General features: G+C 70.5%; 23 protein-coding genes. 13 read left to right on the top strand and 10 right to left on the bottom strand.

Annotated features, from left to right (window positions below):
* The first annotated feature begins 10 nt into the window (after positions 1–10).
* The 7 genes from J2850_RS15440 to J2850_RS15470 all read left to right on the top strand — a co-directional run bounded on the left by J2850_RS15440 (position 11) and on the right by J2850_RS15470 (position 8,035).
* Positions 11–1,531 (top strand): ATP-binding protein, encoded by a 1,521-nt coding sequence (locus tag J2850_RS15440; protein ID WP_246513107.1) that lies wholly within the window; start codon positions 11–13, stop codon positions 1,529–1,531.
* A 126-nt stretch (positions 1,532–1,657) separates the two neighbouring features.
* The gene (locus J2850_RS15445; RefSeq protein WP_209983334.1) at positions 1,658–2,749 is read left to right on the top strand and encodes a PstS family phosphate ABC transporter substrate-binding protein; all 1,092 of its coding nucleotides are present in this window, start codon (positions 1,658–1,660) and stop codon (positions 2,747–2,749) included.
* Positions 2,750–2,768: 19 nt separating this feature from the next.
* Positions 2,769–4,151: a phosphate ABC transporter permease subunit PstC gene (gene pstC / locus J2850_RS15450; protein ID WP_209983163.1), complete on the top strand. Its 1,383-nt coding sequence runs from the start codon at positions 2,769–2,771 to the stop codon at positions 4,149–4,151.
* Positions 4,144–5,457: a phosphate ABC transporter permease PstA gene (pstA, locus tag J2850_RS15455; protein WP_209983165.1), complete on the top strand. Its 1,314-nt coding sequence runs from the start codon at positions 4,144–4,146 to the stop codon at positions 5,455–5,457. Before pstC ends, pstA begins: the two co-directional genes overlap by 8 nt.
* 77 nt (positions 5,458–5,534) lie before the next feature.
* Entirely contained in the window at positions 5,535–6,281 is a 747-nt protein-coding gene (pstB, locus tag J2850_RS15460; RefSeq protein WP_417281588.1) for a phosphate ABC transporter ATP-binding protein PstB, read from the top strand.
* 100 nt (positions 6,282–6,381) lie between these two features.
* Positions 6,382–7,086 carry a phosphate regulon transcriptional regulator PhoB gene (gene phoB / locus J2850_RS15465; RefSeq protein ID WP_209983168.1) on the top strand — a complete coding sequence of 235 codons (705 nt, stop codon included), beginning with the start codon at positions 6,382–6,384 and terminating at the stop codon, positions 7,084–7,086.
* Between the two features lie 202 nt (positions 7,087–7,288).
* A complete protein-coding gene (locus J2850_RS15470) occupies positions 7,289–8,035 on the top strand; it encodes an SAM hydrolase/SAM-dependent halogenase family protein (RefSeq protein ID WP_209983170.1) in 747 nt (248 codons plus the stop codon).
* Between the two features lie 99 nt (positions 8,036–8,134).
* Here J2850_RS15470 and J2850_RS15475 read toward each other — a convergent pair whose 3' ends face one another.
* The 3 genes from J2850_RS15475 to J2850_RS15485 all read right to left on the bottom strand — a co-directional run bounded on the left by J2850_RS15475 (position 8,135) and on the right by J2850_RS15485 (position 12,375).
* A complete protein-coding gene (locus tag J2850_RS15475) occupies positions 8,135–8,860 on the bottom strand; it encodes a Bax inhibitor-1/YccA family protein (protein WP_209983171.1) in 726 nt (241 codons plus the stop codon).
* A gap of 145 nt (positions 8,861–9,005) precedes the next feature.
* On the bottom strand, positions 9,006–11,546 hold the full coding sequence (locus J2850_RS15480; protein ID WP_209983173.1) for an ABC transporter permease: 2,541 nt from the start codon (positions 11,544–11,546) through the stop codon (positions 9,006–9,008).
* An 85-nt stretch (positions 11,547–11,631) separates the two neighbouring features.
* Complete coding sequence (locus tag J2850_RS15485; protein ID WP_209983174.1) at positions 11,632–12,375, bottom strand: ABC transporter ATP-binding protein; 744 nt, start codon at positions 12,373–12,375, stop codon at positions 11,632–11,634.
* A 76-nt stretch (positions 12,376–12,451) separates the two neighbouring features.
* Here J2850_RS15485 and J2850_RS15490 point away from each other — a divergent pair, with 76 nt between their 5' ends.
* The 4 genes from J2850_RS15490 (at position 12,452) to thpR (ending at position 16,026) form a co-directional block, all read left to right on the top strand.
* Complete coding sequence (locus J2850_RS15490) at positions 12,452–13,153, top strand: arylesterase (protein WP_370878934.1); 702 nt, start codon at positions 12,452–12,454, stop codon at positions 13,151–13,153.
* Positions 13,150–14,307 (top strand): FIST signal transduction protein, encoded by a 1,158-nt coding sequence (locus J2850_RS15495; RefSeq protein ID WP_209983175.1) that lies wholly within the window; start codon positions 13,150–13,152, stop codon positions 14,305–14,307. The genes J2850_RS15490 and J2850_RS15495 overlap by 4 nt, the downstream gene beginning before the upstream one ends.
* Before the next feature lie 29 nt (positions 14,308–14,336).
* Positions 14,337–15,380: an NADP(H)-dependent aldo-keto reductase gene (locus J2850_RS15500; RefSeq protein ID WP_209983177.1), complete on the top strand. Its 1,044-nt coding sequence runs from the start codon at positions 14,337–14,339 to the stop codon at positions 15,378–15,380.
* Positions 15,381–15,480: 100 nt separating this feature from the next.
* Positions 15,481–16,026 carry an RNA 2',3'-cyclic phosphodiesterase gene (gene thpR, locus J2850_RS15505; RefSeq protein WP_209983179.1) on the top strand — a complete coding sequence of 182 codons (546 nt, stop codon included), beginning with the start codon at positions 15,481–15,483 and terminating at the stop codon, positions 16,024–16,026.
* A gap of 51 nt (positions 16,027–16,077) precedes the next feature.
* On the opposite strand, the gene J2850_RS15510 is transcribed toward thpR, so the two are convergent.
* Positions 16,078–16,965, bottom strand: coding sequence for an SDR family oxidoreductase (locus tag J2850_RS15510; RefSeq protein WP_209983182.1), 888 nt, complete (start codon positions 16,963–16,965; stop codon positions 16,078–16,080).
* Between the two features lie 117 nt (positions 16,966–17,082).
* On the opposite strand from J2850_RS15510, the gene J2850_RS15515 reads away from it, so the two are divergent.
* The gene (locus J2850_RS15515) at positions 17,083–17,955 is read left to right on the top strand and encodes a helix-turn-helix transcriptional regulator (protein ID WP_209983184.1); all 873 of its coding nucleotides are present in this window, start codon (positions 17,083–17,085) and stop codon (positions 17,953–17,955) included.
* A gap of 48 nt (positions 17,956–18,003) precedes the next feature.
* Here the strand turns inward: J2850_RS15515 and J2850_RS15520 are convergent, their stop codons facing one another.
* From J2850_RS15520 to dnaK, 3 genes are all read right to left on the bottom strand, one after another.
* Complete coding sequence (locus J2850_RS15520) at positions 18,004–19,221, bottom strand: GGDEF domain-containing protein (protein ID WP_209983186.1); 1,218 nt, start codon at positions 19,219–19,221, stop codon at positions 18,004–18,006.
* Positions 19,222–19,437: 216 nt separating this feature from the next.
* A complete protein-coding gene (dnaJ, locus tag J2850_RS15525; RefSeq protein WP_209983188.1) occupies positions 19,438–20,589 on the bottom strand; it encodes a molecular chaperone DnaJ in 1,152 nt (383 codons plus the stop codon).
* A gap of 153 nt (positions 20,590–20,742) precedes the next feature.
* On the bottom strand, positions 20,743–22,662 hold the full coding sequence (gene dnaK / locus J2850_RS15530; RefSeq protein ID WP_209983191.1) for a molecular chaperone DnaK: 1,920 nt from the start codon (positions 22,660–22,662) through the stop codon (positions 20,743–20,745).
* Between the two features lie 628 nt (positions 22,663–23,290).
* Between dnaK and J2850_RS15535 the strand changes: the two genes are divergently transcribed.
* Positions 23,291–23,494, top strand: a complete 204-nt coding sequence (locus J2850_RS15535) for a hypothetical protein (RefSeq protein ID WP_209983193.1) — start codon at positions 23,291–23,293, stop codon at positions 23,492–23,494.
* Between the two features lie 106 nt (positions 23,495–23,600).
* Here the strand turns inward: J2850_RS15535 and J2850_RS15540 are convergent, their stop codons facing one another.
* From J2850_RS15540 to ddpX, 3 genes are all read right to left on the bottom strand, one after another.
* The gene (locus J2850_RS15540; RefSeq protein WP_209983195.1) at positions 23,601–24,119 is read right to left on the bottom strand and encodes a hypothetical protein; all 519 of its coding nucleotides are present in this window, start codon (positions 24,117–24,119) and stop codon (positions 23,601–23,603) included.
* A 120-nt stretch (positions 24,120–24,239) separates the two neighbouring features.
* Positions 24,240–25,292: a polysaccharide deacetylase family protein gene (locus J2850_RS15545; RefSeq protein WP_209983196.1), complete on the bottom strand. Its 1,053-nt coding sequence runs from the start codon at positions 25,290–25,292 to the stop codon at positions 24,240–24,242.
* A gap of 195 nt (positions 25,293–25,487) precedes the next feature.
* Positions 25,488–26,036 carry a D-alanyl-D-alanine dipeptidase gene (gene ddpX / locus J2850_RS15550; protein WP_209983198.1) on the bottom strand — a complete coding sequence of 183 codons (549 nt, stop codon included), beginning with the start codon at positions 26,034–26,036 and terminating at the stop codon, positions 25,488–25,490.
* Between the last annotated feature and the right edge of the window lie 153 nt (positions 26,037–26,189).

The raw sequence follows: 26,189 nt of genomic DNA on the forward strand, positions 1-26,189 counted from the left end.
GAAGGCATCCTTGCCAACCCCGCTGCTGATCGCCGTCCTGCTGATGCTGGTGCCGCTGCTGGGCGTCACCGCGCTGGCCGTCCATGCCGAAGCCCTGCATGGCGGGCTGGCACTGATCGCCGGCGTTGCGGCGCTGGGCGGGGCGATCCTGGTGGTGCGGACCTATCGCCGCGATGCCGACGCGGTGACCGACTATGCCGCCCGGCTGGCCGAGAGCGACGGGCCGCTGCCGCCCGGCGGGACCCCGCCGGCCCTGCGGGCGCTGGCCGCCACCATCGGCCGGCTGCACCGGGCCGGGCTGCGCCGGACAGAACGGGTGCGGCTGCAACTCGATGCCGACGAGGCGGTGATCGACGCCCTGCCCGCCCCGCTGCTGCTGATGGACGCCGACCGCCAGGTGGTGCGCGCCAACCTCGCCGCCCGCGACCTGTTCGGGGCGAAGGTGGTGGACCGCGACCTTGCCGGCTCCCTGCGCACCCCCGCCGTGCTGGAGGCGGTGGACTCCGTCCTGCGCGGCGGCACCTCGCGCGTCATCGACTTCACCCTGCCGGTGCCGGTCGAGCGCAGCTTCGAGGCCCAGGTGAAGCCGTTCCAGCGGCTGGTGCCGGAGCCCGATCCCTCGCTGATCGACGGTGAGCTGGAGGAGGAGCCGGAGCCGCGGCCGCCGGTTCCGGCGCGCATGGCGATCCTGACGCTGCACGACGTCACCGCCGCCCGCCGCTCGGAACAGATGCGCGCCGACTTTATCGCCAACGCCAGCCACGAGTTGCGCACGCCGCTGTCCTCGCTGCTCGGCTTCATCGAGACGCTGCGCGGCCCGGCGCGCGACGACCAGGAGGCGCAGGACCGCTTCCTGTCGATCATGCACGACCAGGCCAGCCGCATGACCCGGCTGGTCAACGACCTGCTGTCGCTGTCCCGCATCGAACTGGACGAGCACATGCCGCCCGGCGGCCGTGTCGACGTGGTGGAGGAGCTGGAGAACGTCATCGCCGCCCTGGAGCTGAAGGCGGCCCAGCGCCGGATCCGCCTGCGGCTGGAGGCGCCGGAGGACGTGCCGCGCGTCGTCGGCGACGAGGACCAGTTGACACAGGTCTTCCAGAACCTGGTCAGCAACGCGATCAAATACACGCGGGAGGACACCGAGGTGACCGTCACCGTGGCGGCGGTGGACGGAACCCTGATCGGCTTCGCCGGCCTGCCGCCGGCGCCCGGCGCCAAGGATCGCCGCAGCGCGCGCGGCACCGGCATGGTGTCGGTCTCGGTGCGCGACCGCGGCGACGGGATCGCCCGCACCCACCTGCCGCGCCTGACCGAGCGCTTCTACCGGGTCGACGCCGCGCGGTCGCGGGCGATGGGCGGCACCGGGCTGGGGCTCGCCATCGTCAAGCACATCCTGAACCGGCATCGCGGCCGGCTGACCATCGAAAGCGAGGTCGGGGCCGGCAGCGCCTTCACGGTCTATCTTCCCGCGGCGTGCCCCGCCGGGGCGGAGCTGTCGGGCGACGGGGAACGGCGCAAGGCGGGTTGACGGAGGTTCCATGACGGTGTCATGAAACCGTCATAAAAATGTAATCAATCGGTCGTCCTCCCGGTCTATCGTCCGCGCCAGCCCAGCCGACCATTCCCCGCAGGAGGGGCAAGCGTGACCATCCGGATGCAAGCGATCGCCCGCTCCCCTGCCCGCCCCCACGGTCCCTCCGTGGCGGCGGCCGCCGTGGTCGTGGCCGGCCTGGCCGCCGCGGCCGCCGTGCCGACGGCCGCCGTCGCCCAGACCCGCGACCAGATCCGCATCGTCGGCTCCTCCACCGTCTTCCCCTTCACCACCGCGGTCGCCGAGGCCTTCGGGCGGTCCGGGCGCTACAAGACCCCGGTGGTGGAATCCACCGGCACCGGCGGCGGCCTGAAGCTGTTCTGCGCCGGCGTCGGTCCCGCCCATCCCGACATCGCCGACGCGTCGCGCCGGATCAGGAAGTCCGAGGCCGACCAGTGCGCCGCCAACGGCGTGACGGCGGTCACGGAGCTGAAGATCGGCTATGACGGCATCGCGCTCGCCTCGTCGAAGCGGACGGCGCCGGCGCCGCTGTCGACCGCCATCCTGTGGCGGGCGCTGGCGAAGGAGGTCCCCGGGACCGGTGCCGCCGCCGGCCGGATGGTGGCCAACCCGTACCGGCTGTGGTCCGACATCGATCCGTCGCTGCCGAAGGCGCCGATCGAGGTGCTGGGGCCGCCGCCGACCTCGGGAACGCGCGACACCTTCAACGAGCTGGTGATGCTGGAGGGCTGTCGGAAGCTTCCCGATGTGGCGGCGCTGATCGCCGACGAGACGGCGCGGGAGCGCGCCTGCATGACCATCCGCGAGGACGGCGCCTATGTCGAGGTCGGCGAGAACGACAACCTGATCGTCCAGAAGCTGGGGGCGAACCCGGGCGCCTTCGGCGTCTTCGGCTACAGCTACCTCGACCAGAACCGGGATTCGCTGCAGGCCGCCAGGATGGACGGGGTCGAGCTGACGCCCGAGACGGTGGCCGCCGGGCGGTACGAGCTGTCGCGTCCGCTCTACATCTACGTCAAGAACGCCCATGCCGGCGTCATTCCGGGGATCCGCGACTTCATCCGCGAATACACCTCCGAGCGCGCGCTGGGCGACGACGGCTACCTGCTCGACAAGGGCCTGATCCCCGAGCCGACGGCGCTGCGCGAGGCCGCCCGCGTCGAGGCGGTGAACCTGACGCCGTTCCAGTTCTGACCCCAGCCCGAGCGACCGCATGCAGCCCACCCTCCTCGCCCTGACCCTCGTCCTGCTCACCGTGATCGGCTTCCTGGCCGGCCGGTCGCGGGCGGCGGCGTCCGTCGGCGGTCGGGTGGCGGAGCTGCATTCCGTGCCGTCCTACCACGGGCTCTACGTCGCGCTGTGGGCCGGGCTGCCGGCGCTGCTGCTCTTCGTCGCCTGGACGGCCTCGGAAGGCTGGCTGGCGATGCAGCTCGTGCTGTCCGGCCTGCCCGACCGCCTGACCGCCGGCGACGTGCAGTCGCTGAGCCTGCTCAAGGCCGACATCCTCAATCTCGCGCGCGGCATCTCGACCGGACGCGAACCCGATCCCGCGGTGGCCGAGGCGGCGCGGCGCTACGGCGCCCTGCGCGACCTTGCCGGCTGGAGCCTGCTCGCCGTCGGCGCCAGCCTCGCCGTCGCCGGCCTCGCCTGGGGGCGCCACCGCATCGGCCCCGACCTGCGCGCCCGGCCGGCGGTGGAGCGGGTGGTGCGGGCGGCGCTGGTCGTCTGCTCGCTGGTCGCCATCCTGACCACGGTGGGGATCGTGCTGTCGCTGCTGTTCGAGGCGCTGCGCTTCTTCAGCATCGTCTCGCCGGCCGACTTCCTGTTCGGCACGCACTGGAGTCCCCAGGTGGCGATGCGGGCCGACCAGGTCGGCTCCAGCGGCTCGTTCGGCGCGCTCCCGCTGTTCGCCGGCACGCTGCTGGTCACCGTGGTGGCGATGACGGTGGCGGTGCCGGTCGGGCTGATGGCGGCGATCTACCTGTCGGAATATGCCGGGCGCGGCATGCGCACCTGGCTGAAGCCGACCCTGGAGATCCTGGCCGGCATCCCGACCGTGGTCTACGGCTTCTTCGCCGCGCTGACGATGGCGCCGGCCGTCCGCGCCGCCGGCGAAGCACTGGGGCTGGACGTCAGTTCGGAATCGGCGCTGGCGGCCGGGATCGTCATGGGGGTGATGATCATCCCCTTCGTCAGCTCGCTGTCGGACGACGTCATCAACGCGGTGCCGCAATCCTTGCGCGACGGCTCCTACGGGCTGGGCGCCACCAAGTCGGAGACCATCAGGCAGGTGGTGCTGCCGGCGGCGCTGCCCGGCGTCGTGGCGGCGGTGATGCTGGCGGTCAGCCGCGCCATCGGCGAGACGATGATCGTCACCATGGCGTCCGGCCTGACCGCCAACCTGACCGCCAACCCGCTGCAGGCGGTGACCACCGTCACCACCCAGGTCGCCGCCCTGCTGGTCGGCGACCAGGAGTTCGACAGCCCGAAGACGCTGTCGGCCTTCGGCCTCGGCCTCGTGCTGTTCCTCGTCACCCTCTGCCTCAACGTGGTCGCCCTGCGGGTGGTCCGGACCTATCGCGAACGCTATGACTGACCTCATCGAGCGGGAGACGGCGGCGGTGCCGCCCGCCCCGGTCCGGGCCGCCGGGCCGAGGTCGCACTACAAGGGCGAGGCCTTCGCCCGCCGCCTGCGCGCGCGCCATGCCGCCGAGCGCCGCTTCCGGCGGGCCGGGGCCGCGGCGGTGGCGGTGGCGGCGCTGATGCTGGTGCTGCTGATCGGCTCCATCGCCGCCAGGGGGGCGAGCGCCTTCTGGGAAACGCGCATCCGGCTGGAGGTCGCGCTGGACCCGGCCGAGGTCGCGAGCGGCAACTACACCGCCCCGCTGCGCCGGGCGCTTCATGCGCAGTTCCCGCAGGTGACCGACCGCGCCGGCCGGCGCGTGCTGAACGACCTGCTGTCCTCCGGCGCGCCCTACGAGCTGGAGGCGATGGTCGCCCGCGATCCGGCGATGGTCGGCACGGTGAGGACCGTCTGGGTGCGCGCCGACGACGAGATCGACCAGCTCGCGAAGGGCCATTACCGCCGCGACCTGCCGGAGGGCGAGCGCGGCCTCAGCGACGCCAAGGTCGCCGCCGCCGATGCGCTGGCGGCGGCCGGCGCGCTGGCCCAGGGCTTCAACACGACGCTGTTCACCGCCGGCGACAGCCGCGAGCCCGAGCAGGCCGGCATGGGCGGGGCCATCGTCGGCTCGCTGCTGACGCTGCTGGTCACCATGCTGCTGTCGGTGCCGGTCGGCATCGCCGCCGCCGTCTACCTGGAGGAGTTCGCGCCGAAGAACCGCTGGACCGGCCTGATCGAGGTGAACATCAACAACCTCGCGGCGGTGCCGTCGATCATCTTCGGCCTGCTCGGCCTCGCGGTGTTCCTCGGCTTCTTCGGCCTGCCGCGCTCGGCCCCGCTGGTCGGCGGCCTGGTGATGGCGCTGATGACCCTGCCGGTCATCATCATCGCCGCGCGCGCCGCGTTGCGGGCGGTGCCGCCGTCGATCCGCGACGCCGCGCTGGCCATCGGCGCCTCGCCGCTGCAGACGGTGCTGCACCATGTGCTGCCGCTCGCCCTGCCGGGCATCCTGACCGGCACGATCATCGGCATGGCCCGCGCCCTGGGCGAGACCGCGCCGCTGCTGATGATCGGCATGGTCGCCTTCATCGTCGACATCCCGCACGGGCTGACCGACAGCGCCACCGTGCTGCCGGTGCAGATCTACATGTGGGCCGACAGCCCCGAGCGCGCCTTCACCGAGCGCACCTCCGCGGCGATCCTGGTCCTGCTGGGCTTCCTGGTCCTGCTGAACGGGGTGGCGGTGATCCTGCGCCGGATTTTCGAGAGACGGTGGTGAACGCCATGAGCATCCGATCCCAACTGAAGCTGCGCCCGCGCGCCGACCAGCGCCCCGCCGCCCCCGTTGCCGCCAAGATGGTGGCGCGCGGCGTCCGGGTGTCCTACGGCGCCAAGCCGGCGCTGAAGGGCATCGACCTCGACATCCAGGAAAACCGCGTGCTGGCGCTGATCGGCCCGTCCGGCTGCGGCAAGTCGACCTTCCTGCGCTGCCTGAACCGGATGAACGACACCATCGAGGGCTGCCGGGTGGAGGGGCGGATCACGCTGGACGGCGAGGACGTCTATGGCCGGACCATCGACCCGGTGCAACTGCGCGCCCGCGTCGGCATGGTGTTCCAGAAGCCGAACCCCTTCCCGAAGTCGATCTACGACAACGTCGCCTACGGACCGCGCATCCACGGGCTGGCGTCCGGCCGCGACGAGCTGGACGAGGTGGTGCAGACCTCGCTGAAGCGCGCCGGCCTGTGGGCGGAGGTGCGGGAGCGGCTGCGCGAGCCCGGCACCAGCCTGTCCGGCGGCCAGCAGCAGCGGCTGTGCATCGCCCGCGCCATCGCCGTCAGCCCCGAGGTGATCCTGATGGACGAGCCCTGCTCGGCGCTCGACCCGATCGCCACCGCCCACATCGAGGAGCTGATCGATGAGCTGCGGGCCAACTACACCATCGTCATCGTCACCCACAACATGCAGCAGGCCGCCCGCGTGTCGCAGCGCACCGCCTTCTTCCATCTCGGCGAGATGGTGGAGTGCGACGACACCGAGGAGATCTTCACCAACCCGCGCGACGAGCGCACCCAGGGCTACATCACCGGCCGCTACGGCTGAGCCCCGGCAATCCTTCTTCCCGTCCTCCCTATTCCTCCCGTGTTGAAAAGGCTGTGCCATGCCGGTTAACGTCGAGACGCGCGCCGTGAACGGAGCCACCATGAATGCGGCCCTGAAGCCGCTCGTCCTGATCGTCGAGGACGAAGCCGACATCCTGACCCTGCTGAAGTACAACCTGGAAAAGGAAGGCTTCCGCGTGGCCACCGCCAGCGACGGCGAGGAGGCGCTGCTGGCCGCCGGGGAGCAGACGCCGCACATCGTGCTGCTGGACTGGATGCTGCCGCTGATGAGCGGGCTGGAGGTCTGCCGCCAGCTTCGCCGCAACGCCAAGACCCGCGACATCCCGATCATCATGCTGACCGCCCGCGGCGAGGAGGGCGACCGGGTGCGCGGCCTGAACTCCGGCGCCGACGACTACATCACCAAGCCCTTCTCGCCGACCGAGCTGGTGGCCCGCATGCGGGCGGTGCTGCGTCGCGCCTCGCCCGGTATGACCGACGAGGTGCTGACCTTCGCCGACGTCACCATGGATCTGGCCGCCCACCGCGTCCGCCGCAACGGCCGCGACGTCCATCTCGGGCCGACGGAGTTCCGCCTGCTGCGCCACTTCATGCAGCATGCCGGCCGCGTCTTCTCGCGTGAGCAGCTCCTCGACCTGGTCTGGGGCCACGACGTGTACGTCGAGCCGCGTACGGTCGACGTACACATCCGCCGCCTGCGCAAGGCGCTGAACGAGGAGGACGAGCTGGACCTGATCCGTACCGTACGTTCGGCAGGCTACGCGCTGGACACCAAGTCGGTGTGAGGTCTGCCGCGGATTCCCCCTCCCTAACCCTCCCCCGCTTTGCGGGAGAGGGGACTGCCGCTGCTCTGCGGATCGGTTCATGCGGACAAGGATCCTGCCCCCTCTCCCGCAAAGCGGGGGAGGGATGGGGAGGGGGAATATAGTACACCGCCAGTCCAACGCCCCGCTGCCATCCGCCGCCGGCCCGCGCTACACTGCCCCCATGATCCTGCTCTTCACCGACTTCGGGCTCAGCGGCCCCTACACCGGCCAGATGAAGGCGGTGCTGGCGCAGCAGGCGCCGGGCGTGCCGGCGATCGACCTGTTCGCCGATGCGCCCGCCTTCGATCCGCAGCTCTCCGCCTACCTGCTGGCCGCCTACGCCCCGGCCTTCCCGGCCGGCAGCGTCTTCCTCTGCGTCGTCGATCCCGGCGTCGGCACCGACCGCCGGCCGGTGATCGTCGAGGCCGACGGGCGCTGGTTCGTCGGGCCTGACAACGGCCTCTTCGCCCTGGTCGCCCGCCGCGCAACGTCGCTAAACGCTTGGACCATCGACTGGAGTCCGGACCGGCTCTCCGCGAGCTTCCATGGCCGCGACCTGTTCGCCCCGGTCGCCGCCCGGCTGGCCACCGGCCTGCCGGTGGAGCGCGGCCCCCTGCCCGCCGCCACCACCAACGGCATCGCCCGGCCCGGCTGGCCGGACGAGCTGGCGCGCATCGTCTATGTCGATGTCTACGGCAATGCCATGACCGGCCTGCGGGCCGCAGCCCTGCCGGCCGGCGCGGTCCTGGCCGCCGGCGGCACCCGCATCACCCGCGCCCGCACCTTCGGGGACGTCGGGCCGGGAGAGGCGCTGTGGTACGAGAACTCCAACGGGCTGGCCGAGATCGCCGTCAACCGGGGGCGGGCCGACCGGCTGCTCGGGCTGGCGGTCGGGGATGCGGTGACGGTATCGCCCGGCCCGACCTGACGGCGCCGGCGCCGGGCACAAAATGAAACCGCCCGGAAGCGGCTGCTTCCGGGCGGTTCCCGTCCGATGGAGCGGACCCCCGCGCGACGGGCGCCGGGGTTAGTCGTTGTTGCGCTGGCCCATGAACTGCAGCAGGAACTGGAACAGGTTGATGAAGTCCAGGTACAGGGTCAGGGCACCCATCAGGGCCAGCTTGCCGGTGCTCTCACGGTCGTAGCCGTCGGCATAGCTTTCCTTGATCGCCTGGGTGTCGTAGGCGGTCAGGCCGGTGAAGATCAGCACGCCGATGGCGGAGATCGCGAAATGCAGGGCCGGCGACTGGAAGAAGATGTTCGCCAGGCCGGCGATCACCAGGCCGATGACGCCCATCATCAGGAAGGAACCCATCTTCGACAGGTCGGCCTTCGTGGTGTAGCCGTAGAGGCTCATCGCCAGGAAGGTCGCAGCGGTGACGAAGAAGGTCAGCGCGATCGACGCCCCGGTGAAGACCAGGAAGATGGCCGACATCGACAGGCCCATCGCCGCGCAGTAGGCCCAGAAGATGAGCTGTGCCGATGCGAAGGACAGGCGCTGGATGCCGAAGGACAGCACCATGACGAAGGCCAGCGGGGCCAGCATCACCACCCACTTCAGCGGCGTGCCGAAGATCGCCTGGAGCATGGCCGGGCTGGACGACACCAGCGCGGCGACCAAGCCCGTCAGGATCAGGCCGGCGCCCATGTAGTTGTACACGCGCAGCATGTGCTGGCGCAGGCCTTCGTCGAAGTATCCCCGATCTGTCGCGCGGCCTGCGGTCGCGAAGCGGTTATAGGTCGGGTCTGCCATGTTGGTTTCCTCGGTGGAATAGGGTGATCCCGTCGCCATGACATATTGGCGAGTCCGCCATGCGGTTCAATAGGAATCGCTCACGGTTTTCCAAGATGAAAAAGCTTTCACGAATTGCTTTTCCTGCGGCTTTCTGACACGGGCATCACTCGTTGCGAAGCAATGGCGCGGACGGCTGGCCGAGAGCGCGCCAAGTACCATAGAACCCGAAGGCCAATGTGATGGCGGTGCTCAGCAGGGCCGTGGTGACGACGGCGGACGGCAGGAAGCTCCAGTCCCAGTGCATCAGGAAGCGCAGCACCGCCCAGGCGGTCAGCGTGCCGATCGCCCCGGCGATGACGGCGGTCAGCAGCCCGAGCAGGCCGTATTCCAGCAGGAAGGCGCGCAGCACGTCGCCGCGGGTGGCCCCCAGCACCTTCAGGACGACGGCGTCGTAGACGCGGCGCCGGTGCCCGGCGGCGACCGCCCCGGCCAGCACCAGCGTGCCGGCCGCCAGCGTGATGCCGGCGACGATGCGCACCGCGGTGCCGATGTGGCCGAGCATTTCCGACACGGTGTCCAGCGCGTCCTTCACCCGCACCAGCGTGATGTTGGGGAAGCTGCGGAGCACCGCCTGCTGTACCTGCAGCTCGGCCTCCGGGGTGGCCCGGACCGTGGCGATCCAGGTCTGGGGCGCGCCTTCCAGCGTGCCGGGGGCGAAGACCATGGTGAAGTTGATCGCCATGCTGCTGAAATCGGCGGACCGGACGTTGGCGACCGTCGCCTCGATGCTGCGACCCAGGATGTTGATCGTCATCTTGGCGCCCGGCCCGATGCCGAAGGCCTCGGCGACGCTCTGGTGGATCGAGATCAGCGGCGGCCCGGCATAGTCGGCCGCCCACCAGGATCCGGCGACCACCGTCGAGTGCTTCGGCACCGCCGCCGAATAGGTGATGCCGCGGTCGCCGGCGACGATCCAGGTCTGCTCCGGGTTGACCAGCGCCTTTTCCGCCTCCTGCCCGTTCACCAGCTCGATCCGGCCGCGCAGGCTGGGCACCGCCTCGAAGGCGCTGGTGCCGGGAACGCCGGTGACGAGGCCGCGCAGCGGCTCGAACTGGTCGCGCTGGATGTCGACGAAGAAGAAGCTGGGGGCGTCCTGCGGGATGGTTTCCGACACCCGTCGCGCGAAGTTGCCCTGGATCAGCGCGATGGCGACCAGCACCGTCAGGCCGAGCCCGAGCGACAGCACCACAGCGGCCGTCGGGTTGCCCGGCCGGTGCAGGTTGGCGAGCGCCAGCCGCAGCCCCGGCCGGCGCACCCGGCCCAACCCTCCCTGGCCGACCCGGGCGGCTCCCCAGGTGACCAGTGCCGCCGCGGCGCGGAAGGCGATGAAGGTGGCGATGGAGCCGCCGACGAACCACAGGGCGAAGACCTTGTTGTGCGCGGTCAGCACCGCCAGCCCGGCGAGCGCCAGCGCGGACGCGGCCATCGCCGCGGTGTAGGGGGCGCGCGGGCGTCCGCCGGCCGGCGCGATCACGTCGCGGAACAGCGCCCCCGCCGGCACCTCGCGCGCCCGGCCCAGCGGCCACAGCGAGAAGGTCAGCGCCGTCAGCAGGCCGTAGAGGGCGGCGAGCGCCAGGGCGCCGGGATAGACGCCGATGTGCGCCGACACCGGCAGGACGCCGTCGAGCAGCCGTCCGAGCGCCAGCGGCGCCACCGCCCCCAGCACCAGGCCGACGACGATGCCGAGCAGTGCCAGCGCCAGGATCTGGGCCAGGTAGAGCTGGAAGACCAGGGCGCCGGGGGCGCCGATGCACTTCATCATGGCGATGGTGCGGGCGCGGGAATCCAGGTGGCTGCGCACCGCGTTGCCCACGCCGACCCCGCCGACCAGCAGTGCGGTCAGCCCGACCAGCGTCAGGAACAGCGTCATCCGGTCGATGAAGCGCTCGATCTGCGGCGAGGCGTTGGTGTAGTCGCGCAGCCGCCAGGGCGCGTCGGGGAAGCGGGCGCGCAGGGCGTCCTGCCACGCCGCCAGGTCGGTCGTTGCCGGCAGCGCCACCTTGGCGCTCCACCAGGTCAGGCTGCCGGGTTGCAGCAACCCGGTGCCCTCCAGCGACGGCAGCGCCACCATCAGCCGCGGCCCCAGGGAGAAGGCGTTGGAGGAGGCGCGGTCGGGCTCGCGGTCGAGCACGGCGGCGACGCGGTAGGCGCCCTCGCCGAGATGGATGGTGTCGCCGGGCTTCACGCCCAGCCGGTCGGACAGGCTCGCCTCGATCACCGCGCCCCAGCGGCCGTCCTTCTTCGACAGCGCATCCTGGAGGTCGCCGCCGCCCTGCAGGTCGACGCTGCCGTAGAGCGGATAGGCGCCATCGACCGCCTTCAACTCGACCAGCGAGGCGCGGGTGTCGTCGGCGCCGCGCGCCATCGCCCGCATCTCGGCGGAGGTCGATACCCGGCCGGCGGCTTCCAGCGCCGCCATCTGCTCGCCGGCCGGCGGGGTGTAGAGCTGGCGCGCCGCGACGTCGCCGCCGAGGATGGCGCGGCCGTCGCTGGCCAGCCCGTCGAGCAGACCGCTCGACACCGACTGCACCGCCGCGATCGCGGCGACGCCGAGCGCCAGGCAGGCGAGGAAGACCCAGAAGCCTTTGAGGCCGGCGCGCAGCTCGCGCCGGGCAAGACGCAGGGCGAGGGGGAGGTCGGTCATCGCGTGGCCCCCGCATATCCGCGCTTATCCCCTCTCCCCCCCCGGGGAGAGGGGGATCCCACAGCCATCGTCCCCTGCATCCCGCTCACTCCCCGGCCGCCTGGATGCGGGCGCGGCGCGCCGCCAGCCCGTCGTCGGCGATCCGCCCATCCGCCAGACGCACCGTGCGGTCGCAGCGCGCGGCGAGGCTCGGGTCGTGGGTGATCAGCACCAGCGTCGTGCCGCGGCGTTCCGCCAGGTCGAACAGCAGCTTGACGATGGTGGCGCCGGTGTCGATGTCGAGGTTGCCGGTCGGCTCGTCGGCCAGCAGCAGCGAGGGTTCGGTGACGAAGGCGCGGGCGAGCGCGGTGCGCTGCTGCTCGCCGCCCGAGAGCTGTCCGGGATAATGATGGATGCGGTGGCCGAGCCCGACCTGCTCCAGCCCGGCGCGGGCACGGTCGAAGGCGTCGGCGGCGCCGGCGAACTCCAGCGGGATCGCGACGTTCTCCAGCGCGGTCATGGTCGGCACGAGGTGGAAGGCCTGGAAGACGATGCCGACATGGCGGCGGCGGAAGCGGGCCAGCCCGTCCTCGTCGAGCCGGCCGAGATCCTGGCCGGCGACGCGGACGCTGCCGCCGCTGGGCCGTTCCAGCCCGGCCATCACCATCATCATCGTCGATTTGCCCGAGCCGCTGGGTCCGACCACGCCGACCCGCTCGCCGGGCTCCACCCGCAGATTCACGCCCCGCAGGATGTTGACGGGTCCGGCACCGCTGTCCAATCTCAAGTGGACGTCGTCGAGATCGACGATGCAGTCTGACGACGTTACAGGGGATTGGACCTTGGACATGCGACTCTCGCGTCAGCGGAACGGACCTTCGCCATATGGCACGGTCCGCAGAGCTTTCAACATTGGCATGCTCGGGATGGCCGTGCTCAGGACAGGCGTGCTCGGGACGGGCATGCTCGGGGCGGCCGTGGCGCTGCTGTTCGCCGCAGGGGTGACGATGACCGTACCGACCAGCGCCGCCGCCGCCGGCCCCGTGAAGCTGCTGGCGCTCGGCGACAGCCTGACCGCCGGCTACGGCCTGCCGCAACCGCAGGGTTTCACCAGCCAGCTCGAAGCGGCGCTGGCCGCCAAGGGCTACCAGGTCACCGTGATCAACGCCGGCGTCTCCGGCGACACCACCGCCGGTGGCCGGGCGCGGCTCGACTGGGCGCTGGCCGACAAGCCCGATGCCGCCATCGTCGAGCTCGGGGCCAACGACATGCTGCGCGGCCTCGATCCGGGCCAGGCGAGGGACAACCTGGACCTCATCCTGAAGACGCTGCGGGACCGCAAGGTCCCGACGCTGCTGGCCGGCATGCTGGCCTCGCCCAGCCTGGGCAAGCCCTACACCGACCGCTTCAACGCCATCTACCCCGACCTCGCCGGCAAGTACGGCGTGCCGCTTTATCCCTTCTTCCTCGACGGGGTGGCGCTCGACCGCTCGCTGATCCAGCAGGACGGTCTGCATCCCAACGCGAAGGGCGTCGCGATCATCGTCGAGCGCATCCTTCCCTCCGTCACCGCGCTGCTCGACGGGCTGTCGCGCGCGCCCAAGACCCACGGCGGAGACCCGTCATGACCGCTTCCGCCGCCGGCGACGCCGCCGTCCGCTTCCAGGCCGCCTGCGCCACGGGTCCCGACTGGGGACCGGCGGTCAAGGCCTGCCTCGACCGGCTGGGGCCGGTCGGCGACTGCAACCTGGGCTTCCTCTACCTGACCGACGGGCTGGCGGAGCATGCGACCAGCATCCTCACCCTGTTGCGCGGGGTGACCGGGATCCAGAACTGGACCGGCACAGTCGGCATCGGCGTGATGGCGAACGGCGAGGCGCTGTTCGACGAACCCGGCCTGGCGGTGATGACCGCCCGCCTGCCGGAGCAGGATTTCCGCCTGTTCCCCACCCTGACCAGCGGCCTGGAGCCGCTGCGCCGCGCGGCCGGCGGCTGGCTGGACCGCCACGGGGCGACGCTGGCGCTCGTCCATGCCGATCCCAACCATGGCGACCTCGCCGGCATGGTTTCCAGCCTGTCGGACGAGATCGGGGTGTTCCTGGTCGGCGGGCTCGCCGCCTCGCGCGGGGCCTGCCCGCTGATCCTGCACCAGGAGGGCGGCGGCGCGGGGGTGGAGGACGGCGGCCTCTCCGGCGTGCTGTTCGCCCCGTCGGTCGGGCTCGCCACCGCCCACACCCAGGGCTGCCGGCCCATCGGTCCGGTGCGGACCGTCACCGCCGGCGAGGACAACGTCATCCTGGAGATCGACGGCCGCCCGGCGCTGGACGTCTTCAAGGAGGACATCGGGCCGGACCTGGCCGGCGACCTGCGGCAGGTGGCCGGGGTCATCTGCGCCGGCCTGCCGATCCCCGGATCCGACACCCAGGACTATCTGGTCCGCGACCTCGTCGCCATCGACCCGCGCGCCGGCTGGCTGTCGATCGCCGAGCGGGTGACGGCCGGCCAGAGCGTGATGTTCACCCGCCGCGACCCCGACAGCGCCACCGCCGACATGCGCCGGATGCTGGACAGCCTCAAGAAACGGGTGAAGGCGACCCCGAAGGGAGCGGTGTATGTCAGTTGCATCGCCCGCGGGCCGAGCCTGTTCGGTGCCGCCGACGCCGAGCTGCGGATGATCCGCGAGGTGTTCGGCGACGTGCCGCTGGCGGGATTCTTCGCCTCCGGCGAGGTGTCGCACAACCGGCTCTACGGCTACACCGGCGTGCTCACGCTTTTCCTGTAGAGATCGCCACGGATTAAGGAACGTTCGGGATGCAGTATCGTCCGCTCGGCCGCACCGGTCTGTCGGTCAGCGCCATCGGCCTCGGCACCATGACCTGGGGGCGCCAGAACAGCGAGGCCGAGGGCCACGCGCAGATGGACGCGGCGCTCGACCGCGGCATCACCTTCTGGGACACGGCGGAGATGTACGCCATCCCGCCCGTCGCCGAAAGCTATGGCCGGACCGAGGAGATCATCGGGAGCTGGTTCCAGTCGCGCGGCCGGCGCGACCGGGTGATCCTGGCCAGCAAGATCATCGGCGCGCCGGCCGGCGGCTTCGGCTGGGTGCGCGAGGGCAAGTCGCGGCTCGACCGCACCAACCTGTTCGCGGCGGTGGAGGCCAGCCTGTCGCGGCTGAAGACCGACTACATCGACCTCTACCAGATCCACTGGCCCGACCGCGTCACCAACCGCTTCGGCGTGCGTACCTACCGCCACAGGCCGGACCAGGACGGCGTGCCGGTCGAGGAGACGCTGGCCGCGCTGGGCGAGCTGGTCCGGGCCGGCAAGATCCGCCATGTCGGGCTGTCCAACGAATCGCCCTGGGGGGTGATGCGCTACCTGCGCGCCGCCGAGGTCGCCGGGCTGCCGCGCGTCGCCTCGATCCAGAACGCCTACAACCTGCTGAACCGGACCTTCGAGCAGGGGCTGTCGGAGGTGGCGCTGCGCGAGGATGTCGGACTGCTGGCCTATTCGCCGCTGGCGGCGGGCACGCTGACCGGCAAGTACCTGCACGGCGCGGTGCCGCCGGGCAGCCGCCGGGCCCTCGACCACCGGCCGTCGCGCTACGCCACCGTCAATGCCGACGCGGCGACCGAGGCGTACCTGGACATCGCCCGCCGCCATGGGCTGGCGCCGAACCAGATGGCCATCGCCTTCACCCTGCAGCAGCCCTTTGTCGCCTCCTCGCTGATCGGGGCGACGACGATGGAGACGCTGATCTCCAACATCGGGGCGATCGACCTCACCCTGGCGCCCGAGGTGCTGGCGGAGATCGATGCCGTCCACAACCGCATGCCCGATCCCTGCCCGTGAGCCGTCGGTACCCGTCGTACCGCGCCCGCCCGCCCAGCCTGCCCCGCCGGGTGGGAAGGGTGGGCGGGGGCCGCCTCGCCGACAACCCAGGAGGCATCCGATGCTCCGCCTGTTCGTCGCCCTCGACCTGACGGCGGAGATCCGCCAGCGGCTGGCCGGGCTGGCCGGCGGGGTGCCGGGCGCCCGCTGGACCGAGGCGGAGAACCTGCATCTCACCCTGCGCTTCATCGGCGAGGTGCCGGACGACCAGGCGATGGACATCGACGCCGCGCTTACCGAAATCCGGGCGCCGGCCTTCCCGCTGACGCTGGACGGCGTCGGCGTCTTCGGCAGCGGCCGCAAGGCGCGGGTGCTGTGGGCGGGGGTGGAGCGCAGCGACGCCCTGCTCCATCTCCAGGCGAAGATCGAGTCCGCGCTGGTGCGCTGCGGGCTGCCGGCGGAGGAGCGGAAATTCTCGCCCCACGTCACGCTGGCCCGGCTGAAGGATCCGCCGGCCGACCGCGTCGGCCGCTTCCTGTCGGACCGCGGCCTGTTCCGTGCCGGTCCGATGGCGGTGGAGCACGTCACGCTCTACCGCAGCCATCTCGGCAATGGCGGCGCGGTGTACGAGGCGTTGCGGGAGTACCCGCTGGCGGAAACCGCCTGAAGCCCGGCGGCGCCCACCAAAGCGCCCACCGGACGTCGGACCGGCCACGCGTCAGGCGTAGCGCATCGCTTCGAGGTCGGCGATGAGGCCCGGCCCCGTCGGATGCCAGCCGAGCTCGGCCTGCGTCCAGGCGCTGGATGCCGTCATGTCCATGCCCGCGAAGATCGCCATCCAGCCGAACTGTTCGGCCACCTTGTCGGGCGGGACCGAGATCGCCTCGATCTTCAGGCCGCGCGCCAGCGTCTCCACGATCGTCCGCATCTCGACGCCCTCCTCGCCGACCGCGTGGTAGCGCGCGCCCGGTTCCTTCCTCTCGATCGCCAGACGATAGAGACGGGCGACGTCGCCCAGGTGGCCGGCGGCCCAGCGGGAGCGGCCCTCGCCGACGTAAGCGGCGACCCCCTTCTCGCGGAAGATCGCGATCAGCGGCGTGATCAGCCCCTGCTTGCGCGTGTCGTGGACCTGCGGCAGCCGCATCACCGCGACGTTGACGCCGGCATCCAGCAGCGCGTTGGCGGCACGTTCGGAGGCGACGCGCGGGTTGGGATGGCTGTCGTCGAACACGTCCTCGCGGGCCGGCCGGCCATGGCCGGCACCGCCCATGCCGATCCCCGAGGTGATCAGCAGCGGGCGGTCCGATCCCTTGAGCGCCTCGCCGAGGGCGCCGATGACCCGGCGGTCCTTCTCGCAATTCTCGACGAAGCGCGAGAAGTCGTGGTCGAACGCCGTGTGGATCACCGCGTCGGCGCCTTCAGCGCCGCGCCGGATGCCTGCCGGGTCCTCCAGCGTGCCGTGGTGCGGCTCGGCGCCGGCGGCGGCCAGCCGGCGGGCGCCGTCCTCGGACCGGGTCATGCCGACGACCTGATGGCCGGCGTCCAGAAGTTCGGGAACCAGGGCCGAGCCGATGAAGCCGGTCGCGCCGGTGAGGAAAATGCGCATGGGGGACCACCTTTCCAATCTCGTCTCCCCCCAGACTGCCGGCCGGTGCTATCCTGTTAAAGTAGTGACGGTTTCCTATTATAATGATTACCAGGATCGCCGGTGCGGACGGAGCCCATGCAGACCAATAAGCAGGCCAATAATGCCAGCACGCTTGCCGCCTTCCTGAGGGACCGCCGCACGCGTCTCGACCCGGCCGCCTTCGGCTTCTCCGGCCGCCGCCGCACGCCGGGCCTGCGCAGGGAGGAGGTGGCGCAGCGTGCCAACATCAGCCCGACCTGGTACACCTGGCTGGAGCAGGGGCGCGGCGGCGCGCCGTCCGCCGACGTGCTGGACCGGATCGCCGGCGGCCTGATGCTCACCGACCTGGAGCGCGAGCACCTGTTCATCCTGGCGCTCGGGCGGCCGCCGGAAATGCGGTACAGGCCGGCGCAGGGCGTCAGCCCGCGGCTGCAGCGGCTGCTGGATGCCTTCGACGCCTGTCCCGCCTTCATCAAGACCGCGACCTGGGACGTGGTCGCCTGGAACAGCGCCGCCGCCATCGTTTTGACCGACTACGGCAAGCTCCCTCCCGACCGGCGCAACATCCTGCGCCTGGTGTTCTGCAACCCGGCGATCCGCGCCAAGCAGACGGACTGGGAGGGAGTGGCGCGGTTCCTGGTCGGCGCCTTCCGCGTCGATGCCGCGCGCGCCGGCGCCGTCAAGGAGATCGCCGACCTCGTCGACGAGCTGTGCCGGGCGAGCCCGGATTTCGCCGCCTTCTGGAAGGAGAACGACGTGTATGCGCCGAGCGAGGGGGTGAAACACCTCCGTCACCCGCAGCTCGGCACCTTCGAGATGGAATATTCGGCCTTCGCCGTCGACGGCCGCCCGGACCTCGGCCTGCTGGTCTACAATCCGCTCGACGAGAGGGTCAAGGACCGGATCCGTGCCCTGGTCGCTCAGAGGGCCAAGGACGAGGCGGCGGACGCCGGGACTCGACGGAGTTAGAGTGTGATCGTTTCAAGCGGTATCGCTTGAAACGGCACCAGACGGACGCTAGGCGACGATGCTGTCCCAGGGGTCGGCATCGGAGCCGCCAGCAGCGGTGGCGGCACCTGTACCTGTACCGGCACCTGTACCTGCACCTGCACCGGTCGCGACCACGCGGTTCTTGCCGTCCTGCTTGGCGCGGTACATGCGCTGGTCGGCCAGTTCCACCAGGGATTCCCAATCGGCGGCCCGGTCGGCGGTTTGCTCGGCGACGCCGATGCTGGCGGTCTGCAGGCTGCCGTCGGGCCGCCGGCCGAAGCCGGCCCGCCGCATCCGGCCCACCGCGATCATGGCGCCGTCGACGGCAGTGTCCGGCATGATCACCAGGAATTCCTCGCCGCCCCAACGCACCAGGGCGTCGGACTGGCGCAGCAGGCTGCGGATGGTGTTGGCGGCGTGGCGCAGGACGCGGTCGCCCTCGTCATGGCCGAAGCGGTCGTTCACCGCCTTGAAGTCGTCGAGGTCGACGAAGATCGCCGCCAGCGGCTGGGCCGTCCGCTCGGCATGGGCGACCTGGAGCTTCAGCAGCTCCTCGCCGATGCGGCGGGAGAAGGCACCGGTCAGCGCGTCGTGCGCCGCCTGCTCCAGAAGCGCGATCATGAAATGCAGTTGGCTGATGGCCGCCAGCGTCGCCACCACCGCGATCAGCGCCAGCAGCCACAGGGCGCTGATGTAGGACGGGAAGGGCATCACCAGCGACCCGTAGAAGCCGGCGCTGAGATGCGCGGCCAGCATCGGGGCGGCGAACAGGGCGCCCTCCACCACGGTCAGCGGGAAGACGCTGAGCCCCGCCACCATCACGAAGGGCAGGTAGCCGTAGCCGGCGCTGACGGCGATGCGCAGGTCGTCGACGCCCTGGTTGTAGAGCAGCGGATGGGAGATGCCGAAGAACAGGGTCGGGATCGCCAGCAGGGCGGCGAGCCGGCGCCAGGCACCCGGCAGGTCGTCGCAGGTCCGCCGGTCCAGCGCCAGGGCAAGGAAGGCGGCGCTGGCGGCCAGACGCAGGAGGATCAGCCAGACGGCGAGCGTCCAATCGAAGACGGTGACGTCGATGACGATCCACAGCGGCGTCAGCACGCCGAACACCACCGCGACCATGCGGACGCGCGACTGGATCATCGCGGCGCGGCGGCGCTGCAGGATCGGCGTGTGGCCGGCCGGGCTGATCAGGTTGGGCAATTCGTCGCCGCGGACGAAGGCGGCATGAAGCTTGTCACCCAGCATGCGTCAGCCAGCCCCCGGCACCGGCCGGACATGTCGCCAAAGGATTAGCCATCAAGAGTGATTACACGCGCATGACAAGCCCTTCAACGGCTTTCGCGCGCCCGGCCCGCCGTCCACGAAAAATAACGGGCGGCGCGCCATCGGCACGCCGCCCGGGGTTTGTTGGCGGCTCCGGCCGCCGCTCCGGCCATCAAGCCGGCGGTTGCTCCGGACCGTTCAGTCCTTCAGGTCTTCCCACAGCTCCTTCACCTTGGCGAAGAAGCCTTCCGACTGCGGGTTCGACCCTTCCTTGGCGGCGCCCTCGAACTCGCGCAGCAGCTCCTGCTGGCGCTTGGTCAGGTTCACCGGGGTCTCGACCACCGCCTGGATGTACATGTCGCCGCGCTGGGCGCTGCGCAGCACCGACATGCCCTTGCCCTTGATGCGGAACTGATGGCCGGACTGGGTGCCCGGCGGCACGGTCACCTTGGTGCGGGTGCCGTCGATGGTCGGCACCTCCACCGAGCCGCCCAGCGCCGCCGTGGTCATCGGGATCGGCACCCGGCAGTGGATGTTGGCGCCGTCGCGCTGGAAGATCGGGTGCGGCGCCAGGGCGAGGAAGATGTAGAGGTCGCCGGCTGGCGCCCCGCGCAGGCCCGCCTCCCCTTCCCCGGCCAGGCGGATGCGCGTCCCGTCCTCGACGCCGGCGGGGATGTTGACCTGCAGGGTCTTCTCCTTGCGCAGCCGCCCGGAGCCGCCGCAGCTCTTGCAGGCGTCCTTGATGACCTTGCCGGCGCCGTGGCAGCCGGGGCAGGTGCGCTCGATGGTGAAGAAGCCCTGCTGCGCCCGCACCTTGCCGTGGCCCTGGCAGGTCGGGCAGGTGATCGGCTGGGTCCCGGCCGCGGCACCCGAGCCGTTGCAACTGTCGCACTGCACGGTGGTGGGGACGCGGATGGTGGTCTGGGTGCCCTTGAAGGCATCCTCCAGCCCGATCTCCAGATTGTAGCGCAGGTCCTGGCCGCGGCCCGACGCGCCGCCGCCGCCGCGGCGCCCGCCCATGAACTCGCCGAACATCTCGTCGAAGATGTCGGCGAAACCGCCGCCGCCGCCGAAATCGAAGTTGAAGCCGCCTGCCCCGCCGCCCGGACCCGGACCGCGGCCGCCCTCGAAGGCGGCGTGGCCGAACCGGTCGTAGGCCGCGCGCTTCTGATCGTCCTTCAGGACGTCGTAGGCTTCGCTGATTTCCTTGAACTTCTGCTCGGCGTCCTTGTCACCCTGGTTGCGGTCCGGGTGGTACTGCATCGCCATCTTGCGATAAGCCTTCTTAAGCTCATCCGCGCTGGCGCTCTTCGCCACACCGAGCAGCTCGTAATAATCCTGTTTCGCCATGGGGGCCGACCGCCTTTTCAGTCGTTCTGGACCTAACTGTCCGCATCGCTGCCGAGAGACTGACCCCAGCATACCGAAGGCCCGCCGCCGGGAAAAGGCGGCGGGCCGTCGATGCTCGCGTCAGATCCGTATCAAAAAGAAGCTGTGACCGTCTTAGGCCGACTTCTTCTTGTCGTCCTGGACTTCCTCGAAGTCGGCGTCGACCACGCCCGGCTCGTTCGGCTGCTCGCCGCCGGCGGCCTCGCCACCGGCACCCGGCGCCTCGCCCTGGCCGGCCTTGTACATGGCCTCGCCCAGCTTCATCGACACCTGGGCCAGCGCCTCGGTCTTGGCCTTGATCGCCTCCAGGTCATCACCGTCCAGCACCGACTTCAGCTCGGCAACGGCAGCCTCCGCGGCGCTCTTGTCGGAGGCCGGGATCTTGTCGCCGTTCTCCTTGATGGTCCGCTCGGTGGTGTGGACCAGGGCGTCGGCGTGGTTGCGGGCGTCGACCAGCTCGCGGCGCTTCTTGTCGTCGGCCGAGTGGGCCTCGGCGTCCTTCACCATCTTCTGGATGTCGGCGTCCGACAGGCCGCCCGAGGCCTGGATGCGGATCTGCTGCTCCTTGCCGGTCGCCTTGTCCTTCGCGGTGACGCTGACGATGCCGTTGGCGTCGATGTCGAAGGTCACCTCGATCTGCGGCACGCCGCGCGGGGCCGGCGGGATGCCGACCAGATCGAACTGGCCCAGCATCTTGTTGTCGGCCGCCATCTCGCGCTCGCCCTGGAAGACGCGGATGGTGACGGCGTTCTGGTTGTCCTCGGCGGTCGAGAAGGTCTGGCTCTTCTTGGTCGGCACCGTGGTGTTGCGGTCGATCAGGCGGGTGAAGACGCCGCCCAGCGTCTCGATGCCCAGCGACAGCGGGGTGACGTCGAGCAGCAGGACGTCCTTGACCTCGCCCTTCAGCACGCCGCCCTGGATGGCGGCGCCGATGGCGACCACCTCGTCCGGGTTGACGCCGCGGTGCGGCTCACGGCCGAAGAACTGCTTCACCGCCTCGATGACCTTGGGCATGCGGGTCATGCCGCCGACCAGGATCACCTCGTCGATCTCGCTGGCCTTCAGGCCGGCATCCTTCAGGGCCGCCTTGCAGGGCTCGATCGTCCGCTGCACCAGCTCGTCCACCAGGGCTTCCAGCTTGGCGCGGGTCAGCTTGATGTTCAGGTGCTTCGGGCCGGTCTGGTCGGCGGTGATGAAGGGCAGGTTGACTTCGGTCTGCGTGGTGGACGACAGCTCGATCTTCGCCTTTTCCGCGGCCTCCTTGAGGCGCTGCAGCGCGAGCTTGTCCTTGCGCAGGTCGATGCCCTGCTCCTTGTTGAACTCGTCGGCCAGATACTCGATGACCCGGCTGTCGAAGTCCTCGCCGCCCAGGAAGGTGTCGCCGTTGGTCGACTTCACCTCGAAGACGCCGTCGCCGATCTCCAGCACCGAGATGTCGAAGGTGCCGCCGCCGAGGTCGTAGACCGCGACGGTGCCGGAGCCCTTCTTCTCCATGCCGTAGGCGAGTGCGGCGGCCGTCGGCTCGTTGATGATGCGCAGGACGTCGAGGCCGGCGATCTTGCCGGCGTCCTTGGTGGCCTGGCGCTGGCTGTCGTTGAAGTAGGCCGGGACGGTGATGACCGCCTGGGTGACCTTCTCGCCCAGATAATTCTCCGCCGTCTCCTTCATCTTGGTGAGGATGAAGGCGCTGATCTGGCTCGGGCTGTACTTCTTGCCGTGGGCCTCGACCCAGGCGTCGCCGTTGTCGCCGGAAATGATGCGGTAGGGAACGAGGCCCTGGTCCTTCTTCGTCAGCGGATCGTCGAAGCGGCGGCCGATCAGACGCTTGATCGCGAAGAGGGTGTTTTCCGGATTGGTGACCGCCTGACGCTTGGCGGGCTGGCCGATCAGCCGCTCGCCGCCCTGCGTGAAGGCGACCATGGACGGCGTCGTGCGCGCGCCCTCGGCGTTCTCGATGACCTTGGCGCTGCCGCCTTCCATCACGGCGACGCACGAGTTCGTGGTGCCGAGGTCGATACCAATCACTTTGCTCATGTTCAGCCTCTTTCGTTCGGCAGATGCGTGGCGGCCCGTCTGGTCCGGCACCGCCGCGATCCCCATAGGGTCGGTGAAACGTCGGTGGAGCGCTTGGGGGTCCGGCCCGCGGGGTCTAGTCCATGGGTCCGGCCCGTGCTGGCGGAGATATAGGCGGAGCCGTTTCGGCCTGCAACAGGGTGCCGGGGCTTTCGCTCCGCAAAAGCGGGGAAAAATCACAGGCACCGGCCGGCGTCGGCATCCGCCGGGCCGGGTCCACGTCCTGGAATAGAATACCCGGGTATAGGATCGCCAGGGACGGAATACCTGGGTATTCAGAAATCCTGATTCAAATCGTCACCGTGGTTACAAGTGCAAAATCGTTAGAAGCCAAACCAACCACCGTCATTAACTTTCCGTTAATAAGCATCGGCGTGCAAACCACGCGTCAATCAATTGACAGTTGTTGTGTCTATTCAAGAACCGGGAAATCTAATAGTGAAAATGCGGAATAAATATGCTATCACCGACAAGCCAGACAGCGATGGCGCGCATGCCGTCGCGCCGGCCCGCGGCGCGCCGCCGCCGAAAGACCCGTGAAGAGCTGGTCGCAGCGAAGCCGGTCGTACCGTTGTGAAAGGGATGCGCGATGATGGATGAACGACGCGACGTGGCCCTGGCCATAAAATCCTGCCTGGACAGCCTGCTGAGCGATGCGACGCGCTGCGACCTGGACGATCTCGCGCGGTTCCTCGGCCTTGCCGCCCTGGCGGCGGAAGAGGCGGCCGTCGCGCACGACCCCAAGGCCGTGAGGCTGAAGGCCCTGATGGCGGGCGGCGCCGGCCACTGCTGACGGGCCGCCGCCGGGACATCCCGGCCGTCCGAGGATCGCCGGCGGCCGGACGGCCTCCGCTCCGAAGGCTCCGGCATCCCGGGAGGCGCGGTCCGGAAACCCGGCTTCAGAGGATCTCGGCGGAGCGGATGGCGTCGTCGATCCGGCCCAGCATGTCGGCGCAGGACTCGTCGCCGTCCATCAGGTCGGGCAGCGCGAAGCTGAACATCGCGACCGCGGCGACCGCGTCCCGTTCGGCGCCCACCAGCCACAGGTAATGCGTCTCCGCCCGGCCGTCCTCCTCGGTCCGCATCATCGCCTGGGCGATCACCGCACCGTCCTCCCGCTGCTCGACCGTCCGATCGCCGGCCCGCGGATCCTGGGGCCGGACGAAGCGCAGCGCCATTTCCCGCAGGGTCCCGGCAACGCCGCCGGCATCGGGCCGTGGCACCACGCGGTCGGTGACCAGGCGCAGCACGCCGGCGGCCGGCGGCGGTGGCCGGAAGGTGCCGACCGCCTGCCCTTCGACCTCCTCGACATCGACGGCCCAGCCGGGCGGCAGGCGGAACCGCACCGTGTCCGCCCAGCCGATGTCGCGGCCGTCCGGCGCGCCGCCGAAATCCGTTCCGTTCGTCCCGTCCGTCATCGCCGTCGTCCCCTCCTGCCTGGACCGGTCACCCGGCGCATGTCGCCGAGGGCGGCACCATAGGCGCGGCCGGCCGGGGGGCCAACCCGGAAACGCGGGCGCGGAACGAGGTCCGGCGGGTCATTCCGGGATCAGGAACTGCACGCCCAACCAGCGCCAGCGTCCGTCGTCGGCCGGGAGCGTGCAGTTGACGCGGGCGCGGCCGGGCGGGAACGGCTCCTTGATGCGGACCTCGACCCGGTCCTCGGCGATGCGCTCCAGCGCGGTGCGGCCCTGGCCGGTGGCGAAGCAGGCGAGCTTGGCGGTGCTGCCGACGCTGCCGTCGATGGTGAAGCCCAGCGGCGGCGGGTTGACGCTGATCAGCGGGTCGGCGGGGGTGAGGTCCGACACCGGAAGCGGCAGCGCGTTGGCCGCCAGTTCGAAGCGGTCGGCGCTGCCGTAGGTCTCGTTCATGACGAAGCGCGGCAGGCTCCAGGGATCGGCCCCGGCATGCAGGACGCCGGACTGCTGGCCGAAGGCGGCGGTGAAGCCGAGGTCGATCACCTGCTGGCGCACCGCCAGCGAGTATTCGCCCTGGGGATAGGCCAGCAGGGCCGGCGGACGGCCGAGTTCCGCCTGGAACCGCTCGGCCATGCGCCGCAGGTCGGCGGCGAGCTGGTCGGGGCTGCGCGCCAGCATCGACTGGGTCGAGGTTCCGAGCGCGCCGATGGTGACGCCGGCGGCCGCGAGCTGGCGGATTTCCGCCCAGGTCATGTGGGCCGGGGAGCCGCGGTCGACGGCGTCCGTGGCGACGAACAGGGTGAAGGGCAGCCCCGCCGCCTTCAGCCGCGGCCAGGCCTCGGTGAAGGCGGAGCGGCTGGCCTCGTCGATGGTGATGGCGACGGTGCGGTCGGGCAGCGTCCTGCCGTCGCGCAGCGCCTCCAGGATTCCGGGCAGCGGCAGGACGTGGTAGTCGCCGTCCGTCAGCTCGTCCAGATGCGCCTCGAACTGGTCGAGGCGGATGCTGATCGAGGGGTTCTGGTCCTCGCCGAACCGGTCATAGGCGAAAACGACGGCGCTCGGCCCGCCGCCGGCCGTGCCGTCGGCGGCGGCCGGCCGCAGGGCCGGAATGAACGCGGTCCAGGCCGACAAGGCGGCGGCGGCGATGATCCTGACGGCACGACGGAACGGCATGGCGGCCTACGGAAACGGCTGGCCGGGGCGACCGTCGCCCCGACGCAAAGGGTGTGCCACAACCGGCGCCAGCCGAACAAGCACGGACCATGCCCTTTTGGAGACGGGGAGCGATGCGGTGCGCGCGTGCAACAACCGCCCCGCAAAATAGCCGTCACGGCAATCGTCCTCGTGACGAAGACCCCGTCCCCGCTGCTACATCAGCCGCCCGCCCGCCGCGGCGTCGGTGAGCAGCGGATAGCGTTCGGGGTCGGGGAGCTGGTAATGCCACCATTCCGAGGCGTAATGCTCCCAACCGGCGGCGGTCATCACGCCGAGCAGCAGGGCGCGGTTGCGCTGTTGCTCGCCGGTCAGGTCGCTGCGGCCATGGTGCGACCGTTCGGTCATCGCGTCGAATCCGGTTCCCATGTCCAGCGGGCGGCCCGAGGCGTCCAGCAGCGTCAGGTCGATGGCGACGCCGCGGGTGTGGTTCGAGCCCAGCCGGGGATCGGCGATGTAGGTCGGGTCGGGAAACGCCCGCCAAAGCCTCCATTGCGCCTCGGCCGGGCGGAAGGCATCGTACACCCGCAGCCGGCAGCCGATGCCGCGGGCCAGCCTGATGGCATCCTGCAGCCGGCGGGCCGCCTCCGGATGCAGCAGGCAGACGGCCGCCCGGTAGATCGGCCTGCCCGACAGGTTGTCGGCGGTGGCGTAGAGAAGCTCCAGATCGACGTCGAAGTCCGGAAGAGCGATTTCGGTCAGCATGAGGCGGGCGATCGTTTGTCCACGGGAGACGGGAGCGCTCGTCTAGCATGTTTGCGATGGCGTGACGACGCCTTGGTGGTGGCCGTGATGGTGGCCGCAATGATCGCCATGGGGATGCCGCCCGCGACGCGGGGGTTTGCGGGACGGCCGCAG

The sequence above is a fragment of the Azospirillum picis genome, from assembly GCF_017876115.1.
Taxonomy (GTDB): domain Bacteria; phylum Pseudomonadota; class Alphaproteobacteria; order Azospirillales; family Azospirillaceae; genus Azospirillum; species Azospirillum picis.

Bases quoted from the DNA above. Each gene is read 5' to 3' on its own strand.
- J2850_RS15495 (WP_209983175.1), top strand. From the start codon at position 13,150: ATGACCGCTTCCGCCGCCGGCGACGCCGCCGTCCGCTTCCAGGCCGCC.
- J2850_RS15540 (WP_209983195.1), bottom strand. From the start codon at position 24,119: ATGACGGACGGGACGAACGGAACGGATTTCGGCGGCGCGCCGGACGGC.
- J2850_RS15485 (WP_209983174.1), bottom strand. From the start codon at position 12,375: ATGTCCAAGGTCCAATCCCCTGTAACGTCGTCAGACTGCATCGTCGAT.
- ddpX (WP_209983198.1), bottom strand. From the start codon at position 26,036: ATGCTGACCGAAATCGCTCTTCCGGACTTCGACGTCGATCTGGAGCTT.
- J2850_RS15535 (WP_209983193.1), top strand. From the start codon at position 23,291: ATGATGGATGAACGACGCGACGTGGCCCTGGCCATAAAATCCTGCCTG.
- pstC (WP_209983163.1), top strand. From the start codon at position 2,769: ATGCAGCCCACCCTCCTCGCCCTGACCCTCGTCCTGCTCACCGTGATC.
- J2850_RS15480 (WP_209983173.1), bottom strand. From the start codon at position 11,546: ATGACCGACCTCCCCCTCGCCCTGCGTCTTGCCCGGCGCGAGCTGCGC.
- J2850_RS15520 (WP_209983186.1), bottom strand. From the start codon at position 19,221: ATGCTGGGTGACAAGCTTCATGCCGCCTTCGTCCGCGGCGACGAATTG.
- phoB (WP_209983168.1), top strand. From the start codon at position 6,382: ATGAATGCGGCCCTGAAGCCGCTCGTCCTGATCGTCGAGGACGAAGCC.
- J2850_RS15510 (WP_209983182.1), bottom strand. From the start codon at position 16,965: ATGCGCATTTTCCTCACCGGCGCGACCGGCTTCATCGGCTCGGCCCTG.
- dnaK (WP_209983191.1), bottom strand. From the start codon at position 22,662: ATGAGCAAAGTGATTGGTATCGACCTCGGCACCACGAACTCGTGCGTC.
- J2850_RS15475 (WP_209983171.1), bottom strand. From the start codon at position 8,860: ATGGCAGACCCGACCTATAACCGCTTCGCGACCGCAGGCCGCGCGACA.
- thpR (WP_209983179.1), top strand. From the start codon at position 15,481: ATGCTCCGCCTGTTCGTCGCCCTCGACCTGACGGCGGAGATCCGCCAG.
- J2850_RS15500 (WP_209983177.1), top strand. From the start codon at position 14,337: ATGCAGTATCGTCCGCTCGGCCGCACCGGTCTGTCGGTCAGCGCCATC.
- J2850_RS15445 (WP_209983334.1), top strand. From the start codon at position 1,658: ATGCAAGCGATCGCCCGCTCCCCTGCCCGCCCCCACGGTCCCTCCGTG.
- J2850_RS15470 (WP_209983170.1), top strand. From the start codon at position 7,289: ATGATCCTGCTCTTCACCGACTTCGGGCTCAGCGGCCCCTACACCGGC.
- J2850_RS15515 (WP_209983184.1), top strand. From the start codon at position 17,083: ATGCAGACCAATAAGCAGGCCAATAATGCCAGCACGCTTGCCGCCTTC.
- J2850_RS15490 (WP_370878934.1), top strand. From the start codon at position 12,452: ATGGCCGTGCTCAGGACAGGCGTGCTCGGGACGGGCATGCTCGGGGCG.
- J2850_RS15545 (WP_209983196.1), bottom strand. From the start codon at position 25,292: ATGCCGTTCCGTCGTGCCGTCAGGATCATCGCCGCCGCCGCCTTGTCG.
- dnaJ (WP_209983188.1), bottom strand. From the start codon at position 20,589: ATGGCGAAACAGGATTATTACGAGCTGCTCGGTGTGGCGAAGAGCGCC.
- pstB (WP_417281588.1), top strand. From the start codon at position 5,535: ATGGTGGCGCGCGGCGTCCGGGTGTCCTACGGCGCCAAGCCGGCGCTG.
- pstA (WP_209983165.1), top strand. From the start codon at position 4,144: ATGACTGACCTCATCGAGCGGGAGACGGCGGCGGTGCCGCCCGCCCCG.